11 protein-coding genes and 1 riboswitch are annotated in these 10,214 nt (G+C 45.8%); of the genes, 10 read left to right on the top strand and 1 reads right to left on the bottom strand.

The genetic code is table 11. From position 1 onward, the window contains the following. Nucleotides 1-78 precede the first annotated feature (78 nt). From A372_RS0104100 to A372_RS0104065, 8 genes are all read left to right on the top strand, one after another. On the top strand, nt 79-840 hold the full coding sequence (locus A372_RS0104100; RefSeq protein WP_019419569.1) for a kanamycin nucleotidyltransferase C-terminal domain-containing protein: 762 nt from the start codon (nt 79-81) through the stop codon (nt 838-840). 283 nt (nt 841-1,123) lie between these two features. Further along, nucleotides 1,124-1,699, top strand: coding sequence for a DUF3267 domain-containing protein (locus A372_RS0104095; RefSeq protein ID WP_019419568.1), 576 nt, complete (start codon nt 1,124-1,126; stop codon nt 1,697-1,699). Nucleotides 1,700-1,739: 40 nt separating this feature from the next. Further along, a complete protein-coding gene (locus A372_RS0104090) occupies nt 1,740-2,279 on the top strand; it encodes a GNAT family N-acetyltransferase (protein ID WP_019419567.1) in 540 nt (179 codons plus the stop codon). 177 nt (nt 2,280-2,456) lie between these two features. Next, entirely contained in the window at nt 2,457-2,801 is a 345-nt protein-coding gene (locus A372_RS0104085) for an antibiotic biosynthesis monooxygenase family protein (RefSeq protein WP_019419566.1), read from the top strand. Nucleotides 2,802-3,447: 646 nt separating this feature from the next. Further along, on the top strand, nt 3,448-4,776 hold the full coding sequence (locus tag A372_RS0104080) for an ABC transporter substrate-binding protein (RefSeq protein ID WP_019419565.1): 1,329 nt from the start codon (nt 3,448-3,450) through the stop codon (nt 4,774-4,776). Nucleotides 4,777-4,911: 135 nt separating this feature from the next. Continuing rightward, complete coding sequence (locus tag A372_RS0104075) at nt 4,912-5,820, top strand: carbohydrate ABC transporter permease (RefSeq protein ID WP_026010885.1); 909 nt, start codon at nt 4,912-4,914, stop codon at nt 5,818-5,820. Between the two features lie 44 nt (nt 5,821-5,864). Next, nucleotides 5,865-6,674, top strand: coding sequence for a carbohydrate ABC transporter permease (locus A372_RS0104070; RefSeq protein WP_026010884.1), 810 nt, complete (start codon nt 5,865-5,867; stop codon nt 6,672-6,674). 46 nt (nt 6,675-6,720) lie between these two features. Beyond that, complete coding sequence (locus A372_RS0104065; RefSeq protein ID WP_019419562.1) at nt 6,721-7,743, top strand: zinc-dependent alcohol dehydrogenase; 1,023 nt, start codon at nt 6,721-6,723, stop codon at nt 7,741-7,743. A 16-nt stretch (nt 7,744-7,759) separates the two neighbouring features. Here the strand turns inward: A372_RS0104065 and A372_RS0104060 are convergent, their stop codons facing one another. Beyond that, nucleotides 7,760-8,377: a hypothetical protein gene (locus tag A372_RS0104060; protein ID WP_019419561.1), complete on the bottom strand. Its 618-nt coding sequence runs from the start codon at nt 8,375-8,377 to the stop codon at nt 7,760-7,762. 145 nt (nt 8,378-8,522) lie between these two features. Beyond that, a riboswitch (ZMP/ZTP riboswitch) is annotated at nt 8,523-8,607 on the top strand. 95 nt (nt 8,608-8,702) lie between these two features. Here A372_RS0104060 and A372_RS0104050 point away from each other — a divergent pair. Continuing rightward, nucleotides 8,703-9,566 (top strand): bifunctional 5,10-methylenetetrahydrofolate dehydrogenase/5,10-methenyltetrahydrofolate cyclohydrolase, encoded by an 864-nt coding sequence (locus A372_RS0104050; RefSeq protein WP_019419559.1) that lies wholly within the window; start codon nt 8,703-8,705, stop codon nt 9,564-9,566. Then, nucleotides 9,563-10,201, top strand: a complete 639-nt coding sequence (locus A372_RS0104045; protein ID WP_019419558.1) for a cyclodeaminase/cyclohydrolase family protein — start codon at nt 9,563-9,565, stop codon at nt 10,199-10,201. Before A372_RS0104050 ends, A372_RS0104045 begins: the two co-directional genes overlap by 4 nt. Nucleotides 10,202-10,214 lie beyond the last annotated feature (13 nt).

Raw genomic sequence — 10,214 nt, 5'->3', positions numbered from 1 at the left:
CATCTACAGGAATGCTAACGGGCAGGTTAGTTGAAGGGATGATAGAATATAAGGAATTACAACAACAGGAGGACTTACATGCTACCTTTTCCAGCTGAAACTAGTCGAAATGAGAAATTGGATTTTATTAATGAGATAAAGAACAAGTTATTAGATAAATACGAAGAAGACATTGAGGCAATCGGTATCTATGGTTCAGTTGCTCAAGAAAAAGAGGGACCTTATTCAGATATAGAATTGCACGTAATTAGTAGAGATGGAGCGAATATACCTAGCTGTGAATTAATTTATCATCCTTTTAAATTAGAGATTTCTACAAAGCAGAAATCAGAATGGTTAGATCAAGCAAGTGCGGTGGACGATGGATGGGCGATTAAAGTGGGTAGCTTCATACATATTACCTCCTTGTATGATCCAAAAGGTATATTTAATAAGACGAAAGAAATTGCACTCTCGGTACCTGAAGAAGCATTTAGAGAAGTAATAGCAGAATTTATGATTTGGGAGCCGTACGAAACTATGGGCAAGATTCGAAATATCCGAGTTTCCAATAACCTCTCTTATCTGCCCCGTGCTGTTTTTGATTTCACGTGGCAAATTGCTAAATTGATTGGATTGTTGAATAAACAATATTACACCAGTAGAGCCGTGACTCTGGAAGAATCCATAGAAAAACCAATTAAGCCAAAAGGATATGTTGAGTTAGCAAAAAAAGTAATAAGTGGTGAGCTATCTGAAAAAGAAGAGCTCTATCTACTTTGTGAAAACTTGTGGTTTGGCTTGAATAATTTGCTTAAAGATTTAGGAATTGAATACCGAAGCGATGTTTTAGAACTGTGACAGTCTATTATAAAAAGTACCTAAAGCATTGAACTAACGGGGAACGATAGTTAAACATAAAGAGTTCCACATATTAGTCATGTACAATATGTAGAACTCTTTATTTTATCTGACTTTCTTAAAGTTAGCTCTTGATAACTGAGTAAAATAAAGTTGTAGACCAGGGCAGTGGCGTTAAACTAACGGGCAGTAATACGTAATAATCATGATGTATTTACAGCATGTAACAACCATTACGTGATATAATTGGAATGTTTATGGATAAGGATGTGGTGATGATAATATGATGTTGTGGTTTCGAAATTTGCCTCAAATAAATATGGATTTTTCTGAATGGACCCCTTTTATTCAAAATAACTGGTTTCGGAAAAATTATATGAAGTTTGTTTATCTATTGATGCTCGCTATTTTTCTAGCACCTAACTTATTAGGGGAAGGGTTTTCTTTTTTAAGCACGTTCACTCTTCTCACCCTTCTTCTAATTATTGTTGCTGTTTTTATAGTACATGAGTTCCTCCATGTTCTTGTTATACATAATAAAGGTGACATTAGCCTAACAGTAAAAGGTATATTTTTTTGGATTAATACAAATGAAATTTTATCCAAAAAGAGATTTTGGATTTTTATGAGTCTACCTATTATCGTATTGTCGGTATTGCCTGGTATTATTTCTTGCTATTCATCGGGTAGTATCAAATCACTCATGTTATTTATTGGTTGGGTAAACCTGATAATCTCTTCTTCCGATATAGTTAATTCATTTCTAATCCTAATAAAGCCTAACAAAACAGTATTTTGGAGAGGTTATTATCAAGTAAAACAATATCCCTGTATTATCAGGCATACAGACAATCATTAACGGAGAACGAATAGTGCTAATTTAGGTTGGAGGGAAGACAATGTATGTAACAACGGATAGATTGATAATTCGAAGTTTTGAATGCGAGGATTGGCCAGCAGTACTTGAATACACTTCGAATATAAGTAACATGAAATATATACCGGAAGGGGTTTTTAACGAAGAGACAGTTAAAGAATTTATTAGAAAAAACATTGGCGACCAAGCCCGAAATTTTCCTGTTGTTTTAAAGGATAATGGAAAGCTTATTGGTCACATTGTATTTCATGAATATTTTGGTAAGCATACATATGAAATTGGATGGGTATTCAATCCCAGTTTTCACAGTCAAGGCTACGCTTCAGAAGCGGCATTATCCATATTGAAAAATGGATTTGAGGAAATGAATCTACACCGAATAATTGCAACTTGTCAGCCAGAAAATTTACCGTCTTATCGAATTATGGAGAAGATCGGAATGAGACGAGAAGGTTATTTCAAGAAATGTATTCCCTATCAAAATGAATGGTGGGATGAATATTACTACGCTATACTGCGGGAAGAGTGGAACCAACGGTCTTCAACTAACGGGACACTGTAGCATAATGAGAACAGGTTGCCGGCACAATCAGCAGCCTGTTCAGCTAACGGGTAGAATAACTAAATAGATCAACATTGCATTAAATGGAAAACATATTCAATATCATGTTTTCAATGCCTACAACATGATATGATTACTTAGATGATAAGTCTAAACTTATTAAGTTGGAGGATATTTATGAGTAATAATAAAGAAAACGTAATACTCTATATAAGATTTAAAATTAAAAGTGAAAAAAAGGAAGAATTCAATGAACTATTATCTGCTAATATGAGAGCGATGGAACATGAACCAGCTTTTGTAAGTGCCGTTCTTTCAGATGATATTGATAATTCAAATGAGGTTACTCTTTTTGAAATCTGGAAAGGAACAAAGGAAAGTTGGCTAAAAGAAGAACTTCCTAAGCCTTATAGAAAAACATATGAGAATAAACTTGTGGATTTAATCGATGAAAGAATAATTAGTTATCTTACACCAACGAATGAGTGGAGAACTAATTTAACAAACAAAAAGATAGATTAATTAATAATTTAAAGAGTGACTTGTCTAAAAAACAGGTTGCTCTTTCTCATTTTAAAGAAAGGACTGAAACAGAGTCTGTAAACTATATTTTATAGTCTCCCATATCCACTCTTTCTATTGCAGCCATTATTGTGATACGTCAGTTCTTACCATGCTATAATTCTGTGGATGTTATTGAACTAACGGTTCAATAAAACAGCGGCAGTCTAGGACTTTATTTTCTCGTCCATGGCAGCCGCTGTTTCAATTTCGGGGTTAGTCTAATACTTGTTTTACGTGACTGACAGTTTTTGTAATTTGAAAAACCGCGCGAATTCAATACACCCAGTCTAATACTCTATTTTCTCGGCACACTTCCGTGCAATGGTCCTTATGCTCATTCTCCCATACAGTACTGGATGTCTTTAAATTGTCATAAACACCAACAGTATTGACAGCGCTTTCTTGGCTGGGTAATATTATAAATATACCAGAAGTGAACTATAACTTGTCCTATAAACTGTTGCTATACCTTCGTTTTTATATGGAATATTGATTGTTGTGAGGATGGTGGCTACGATAATGATGTTTACAGTGGGGTGGAAATACATACAACCGTGGTTCTTATCTAGTTTGTTGATTATATATAGAAGGGATGGTCTTATTTATGGTTAAACGCACGAACATCTTGCTGTTGACGCTTATCTTCTCATTATCGATGCTGCTCGTGGCATGCGGGTCAGGCGGCTCGAATTCAGGTCAAGGAACGGACGCGGGAGAAGCGAAGTCTGCGGGAGAACAGGCGAATTCCGGGCAGGACGCTGCAGGGAAGAAGCTGTCTGGCAATATTACGGTATGGATTCATCCGTATGTTGCCGAGGAGAAGAAGGATGAGCTGAAGACGGTGTTTGACGGAGCGATTGGAGCGTTCAACGAGAAGCACCCTGATGTCAAAGTGAAGCTGGAAGAGATTCCGTGGAAGAACCGCGAGCAGAAAATATTGACGGCCCTTGCTGCGGGCAATGGTCCAGATGTATTCTATCAGCTTCCTGACCAGATTCCGCAATTTGCCAACAAGGACGTGCTTGAACCGTTAACACCTTATTTAGAAGACAACAATATGGACGATTTCTCTCCCGGCTCTTTGGAAGCGGGAACGTATCAAGGGACGTTATATGGATTGCCTATTCTCCAAGAGGCACAAATGATGTTCTATAACCCTGACATCATTAAAGACATCGGTGAAGACCCGGCGAACGTGCCGAAGACGTGGGATGAATATAACGTCTGGGCGGAGAAAGCCGTCGCCAAAGGATATTATGCCCGGGATTTCAACGGGGGTGCCGCATGCTGTAACGCGACGTTGTATCCGATTCTGTGGCAGTTCGGCGGAGATGTAATCGACGACAGTCAGAACGCAGTCATCAACAATGCTGAAGGGGTTGCTGCCTTCCAATTCATTAAAGATATGTATGACAAAGGGTGGATTCCGAAGGACTCCATATCCAATCAAGATCAGTTCCCGGAATATTTGTCTGGAAAAATGTTATCGGTATGGGGAGCGGGCGTTACTCTGAGCGTGCTAAAGACCGAGAATAGAGACTATGTGACCGGTCCGCCGTTAAAGGGGAAGGCAGAAGCAAGCTTTGGAACCGTCGGTATGTTCGTTGTGCCAAAAAACAGCAAAAATAAAGAAGCGGCAGCTGAATTCGTGAAGGTGCTGACCAACACGGAAACGCAAATGGCGTTCAACAAGCTGGCGAATTATATTCCGACTCGCAAGTCAGCTTCCTCCATCTACGATAATGATGAAGATATGAAGAAGTTTCTTGAGGTGGCGGCCTATGCCCGCCCGGGCGTGATGAGTCCCGTCGCAAGAACGATTATGCCTAAGATTCAAGCGGAAATCGCTGCTATGCTCGAAGGCGGGAAGACGCCTCAGCAAGCGGCGGATGCAGCGGCCAAAGCCATTCAAGACGAACAAAGCAAAGGGTAACGAATGCTGAAGCGTTGATTCGTTAAGGATGCGGGGGATCATCGCAAGCAGAGTTGCGGTGGCCCCCGCTATTATTAATTAATGGGATCGTAGGTGATTACTTTGTCAAAAGCGAACGGTCAGGCCGAGCCGCTGATCCTTCAGCACAAACCGCCATTAGGCAGGCGATTCCGGCTGGAATTCAAGAAAAATGCGATCGTGTACGTGTTTTTGATTCCGATTTTGGCCCACTTTCTCGTATTTCAAATATTTCCGCTCGCCTTTAGCTTTGTGCTGACGTTTATGGACTGGCCGATTATTGGTTCGCCGAAATATGTAGGGCTTGCGAATTGGAGTTATTTTTTTCAAGACGAGATTGCTTGGAAAGCGATCTGGAATACCGTGTTGTTTTCCGTTTATTATATTTTGCCGACGATGGGCATGGGGCTGGGATTGGCGCTGTTGGTCAACTCCGGCGTGAAGGCTTCCGGCTTTTTTAAGAGCTTGTATTTCCTCCCTGTCGTTACGTCCTTCGTTATTATTTCCGGTATTTGGGCTTGGCTCTTCAAAGGCACGGAATACGGGATGATCAACTATATATTGAGCTGGATTGGCATCGATACGCAATTGTTCTTTTCCGATTCCAAGCAGGCGCTGCCCGTATTGGCCGCCTTGAGCGTGTTCAAAGTAAGCGGAAGCACCATGGTCTACTATTATGCAGGCTTGAAATCAATCCCGAGCCATCTGTATGAAGCGGCCAAAATCGACGGCGCCTCGAAGTGGAGAACGTTCTGGAGAGTGACCTTCCCGCTGCTGCTGCCGATCCATTTCTATGTGGCGATTATTACGACGATCGGTTCTTTCCAAATATTTGATTCCGCGTATTTGATAACGGGCGGCGGACCTAATTACGCTACGACCACTCTTGTGTATTACTTATACGAGGAAGGCTTTACAGGACTTCGCTTGGGTTACGCCAGCGTCCTTGCTTATATATTGTTCTTTATTATTTTCGCCATCTCGCTCGTGCAGCGCAAATATTTGGGGAAAGATGTGCACTATTAAGCTGCACGTCACAGCAGGAGGAGGAGCTTGCTTTGACTGTCTCAATGAAGAAGAACGTATTTGTATACCTGATGCTCATGATCCTCGGAATCATCTTCTTTTTCCCATTTGCGATGATGATTTTAGGTTCGCTGCAAAAGGTGGAAAGGGCTACGGCCGATCCGTTGTTCTGGATCCCGACCAATCCCACGTTGTACAACTTCAGCTACATTATGAACCAAAGCTCGTTCGTGCAGTGGATTAAGAACTCATTGGTCATCACCATCGTCCCTGTTCTGGCGCAAATCTTTTTCGGAGCAGTGCTTGGCTATATTTTTGCGAAAAAGAAATTTCCCGGTCGTGAATTCGTGTTCTGGACGATGATGGCTGTCGTCATGGTGCCGGGTCAACTGCTCATCATTCCGAAATATGTCATGTTCAGCCAATTTGGCTGGATTAATACGTATGCTTCGATCATTGTGCCAGAGCTGTGGGCGATTATGGGCGTGTTTCTCGTGCGGCAATTCATGATGACCATCCCGAAGGACTTGGAGGAAGCGGCCTATATGGATGGGGCGGGCGACTTTACGATTTTCTTCCGCATTATGCTGCCGCTTGCTAAGCCGGCCATTGCGACGATCGGGACGTTTGCCTTCATTAGCTGCTGGAACGATTTGTTCACGCCGCTCATCTTCATGACATCCGAGGATATGTTTCCGATTACGGTGGGGCTGGCCTCCATTTTGACGAAGGAAGGGAATTTCGGGGTTGAGATGGCCGGCTCCGCGATTTCATTCGTGCCCACGTTCCTCATTTTCATTTTCTTCCAACGTTACTTTACGGAAGGCATCGCTATGACGGGACTTAAATCTTAACGATTCGCGAAAGCGCGCAATACCGCACAAGAAAGGGAGAATCAGCATGATATCGGTTGTAGCATTGGATGGGAAAATCAAGACGATTACCCTCCCCGAGCCGAATGTGAAGCAGAACTTCGTCTTGGTTGATACGGAATACTCGGCCATCAGCCCGGGTACGGAAATGATGATGTCGGAGAAAAAAACGGACCGCCCGATCCCGCTGGGCTACAGTGCCGCCGGCATTGTGCGGGAAGTGGGAGCGGGCGTCACTCATGTGCAGGCGGGACAGCGCGTCGCGTGCTACGGCGCTCCGTTCGTGCGGCATGCCGGCTTGTTGGCCGTGCCGAAGCATTTGCTCGCGCCCATTCCCGATGGAATGGACATTCGGGAGGCTGCTTTTGCTGGCCTGGGCGCGATTGCGATTCACGCGCTGCGGCAGGCCAATCTCCAGTTCGGCGAGCAGGCGGTCGTAGTTGGCCTGGGCATATTGGGACAGATGATGTGTCAAATCGGGAACGCTGCGTCCTATCATATGTTAGGCTATGATCTGCTGCCCGAACGCTGCGAGGTGTTGCGCCAATGTGGAGTCGACGACGTGCACTCGACGCTGGCAGGGATCGATGCGGCCATTCAAGACGCCACCGGCGGAGAAGGGGTGGATACCGTCTTCTTGTGTACGGGACGGCATGCGACAGGGATGATCGATCAGGCGCTTACTTGGATTCGGGATCGCGGCAAAGTGGTCATCGTCGGAGACTTGGAAATGGAATTCAACCGGGAGCTGATGTTCTCCAAGGAAGCGCAAATCTTAATCTCCCGCGCTGGCGGACCGGGCAGATACAAGCGCGAGTATGAAGTGGACGGCATCGATTACCCGAAAGGGTATGTGCGTTGGACGGAAGGAAGGAATGTGGGCGAATACGTGCGCCTGCTCGCCGAGAAGCGAATCCAGGTCGCGCCGCTCATCTCGGCCGAAATGCCGGTGGAGGAAGCCGCGGCAGCCTATGAGCGTTACAAGACCTCTTCACGCGATACGGTAGGTATCGTGCTGTCTTATCCGCCATCTTCTTCGGCAGCGGAATGAAGGGAAAGATAGCTGTTCATGAAATGAAATCGACATTGGCGACGAACGATAATCCTGCAGGATTTTCACTTCCAAGCGGATTGAGAATATAATTGACCGCTGTAAACGACACTACCACGACATATATCGCTCCGGGAGGAAGCGGATTGCTGCTGCTGTTTTTGTACACTCTTATGCCTTGCCAATTGTAAGGCGGCGTTTCGCTTAGGCCGACAATAGGATCCATATTTCCATCCAAGAGCACTGGAGGAGTTAACGTCTGCACCAACACAGGGGTCGGTGGACTAAAATTATAAACATCAACCCGGGCCACATGGGCATTGTCAGAAAAGACGCATAAATTTACGTTAATTGTAAGCGGATTAGCACTACCGATGCCGCCGCTTCTTGCGGCAAATCCTCTGCTTTGACCATCGGATGTAGTTGAATCCCAAATGTATCGGGGATTTATAGTAGGGAAAGTCCCGTTGTCATTCGAATATTTAATTAATTGGGGCCAAAGAGTATAGCGGGGGATAACCGTGGCTTTATTGCCTGGCGCTCCGCTTACGGCCAAAGCAATGGCTGTATCCCGGTCATTCGCAACATATACGTTACTGCTACTAACTATTATAGCCTGACCTACAATAGGCATTCGATAACACCCTCTTCTAGATGAATGTGCTTCGCTGTTCCATGGTATTCACGACAGGTTAGATGTGACGGGGCGCAGGAATTCATTTTGTAAAAACAAAAAAGGTTTTCTTTTTTATTCCGATTTGGTAGGATAAAAGAAATTGAATGCTGTATGTAACTGGCGAAAATAGTGGGAGCAACCACAAGGGAGCATACAGTCGGAATGTACCGTTCGCCTGGGTAAAAGTGTTTGTTGAAGACTCGCTTGTTGAGCTTCGGCAAATGCTTTTTTTGTTTTTCATATTTCACATTATTGCAATAGCTATGCCACAGGAGGTTATACGATGGGAATGGTCATGAAAGCAAAAGAAGCCGCGGATGCCGTGTACAACGATATCCGGAAGCGAGTGGAGGAGTACGCGTCACAGGGACATCTTCCTTGCATTGCCACGATTCTCGTCGAGGGGGATCTCGCCTCCGCTTATTATGCGAAGATGAAGCAGAAGGCGGCGGATAAGTTGGGGGTAACGTTTCAACTGCATGCCTTCGGAAAAGATGTAACGGAGCAAGAAATATTGGAGCTTATCGCCGAGCTGAACGCTGATCGCGACGTGCAAGGCATAATGCTTGAATTGCCTCTGCCGGAGCATCTGTCCGCGGCGGCAATCGAGCAGTCCATCGCGCCGCTCAAGGATGTCGATGGCGTAACGCCGTTCAACAAGTTGGCTACAGTAACTGGGGAGCGCGGAATCTATCCGGCCACGCCGCAGGCCTGCATCCGTCTGCTTAAGCATTACGGTTATTCACTGGCGGGCAAAAATGTTACGCTGGTCGGGAGAGGGCAAACCGTCGGCCTGCCGCTCTTCCATATGCTGCAGCGGGAGCAGGCGACCGTGACGGTCTGTCATTCCCGTACGCCCGATCTTGCTTTCCACTTGCGGCATGCCGAGATTGTGTTCGCGGCGGTCGGACGCCAGAACCTGATTACGCGGGATATGGTGCATCCAGCGTTAGTTATGGTGGATGCAGGGATCAACGAGTCGGACGATGGGACGATTATGGGCGATATCGCACGGGATGTGGCGGATGACGTTGCAGCTATTTCTCCGGTTCCGGGGGGAGTTGGCTCGTTGACGACGGCTATTCTGTTCGAAAATGTATTGCTGGCGCTGGATTACCAGCTCAGCGAGAAGGAGGCGGAGCAATGAATCAGGCCATAACGTGGGACAGTTCGATACGGAGCTTTCTGGAGCGGGCGGGCAGCGCCGATCCGACACCGGGTGGAGGAAGCGTGGCCGCGCTCGTAGCGGCGCTCGGCGCAGCGATGACCTCGATGGTGGGCAATCTGTCGCAGGGCGAGAAATTCGCAGGCATTCGGGAACAAATTGAGCTTACGCTGAACGAGATGAACAGTCTGTCTGCTCTATGCCAGGAGCTGCTTGCCGACGACATTCGCACGTTCGGGCAGTACATGGAGGCGCTGCGGCTGCCCAAGGGGACCGAGGAAGAGCAGGTGAACCGCAGACAAGCGCTGCGCGAAGCGACCTATGCGGCCATCGAAGTTCCGCTCCGGCTGCTCCGGGTATGCAGAGACGGGATGCGCATTGCAGCCGCCATCGCGGAGACGTCTAACAAGAACGTCATCTCTGATTTGGGCATTGGGGCGATATTGTTCGAGGCGGCGGCCCAATCCGCCTATTTGACGATTGAGATTAACCTTGCCTCGGTGAAGGATGCGGAACGGAAGGGAGAGTACGCAGAGCGATCCTCTCAATTGCTGCTGGAGATCGGGCAGTTGAAAGAGTCGACGGTGCATACAGTCCGTCAACGAATTGCAGGATAGGGCATATGTACAA

Source organism: Paenibacillus sp. OSY-SE (assembly GCF_000283315.1).
GTDB lineage: Bacteria > Bacillota > Bacilli > Paenibacillales > Paenibacillaceae > Paenibacillus_B > Paenibacillus_B profundus.
The sequence above is the reverse complement of the archived record's forward strand: the minus strand, read 5'-3'. Positions and strand labels throughout refer to the sequence as shown.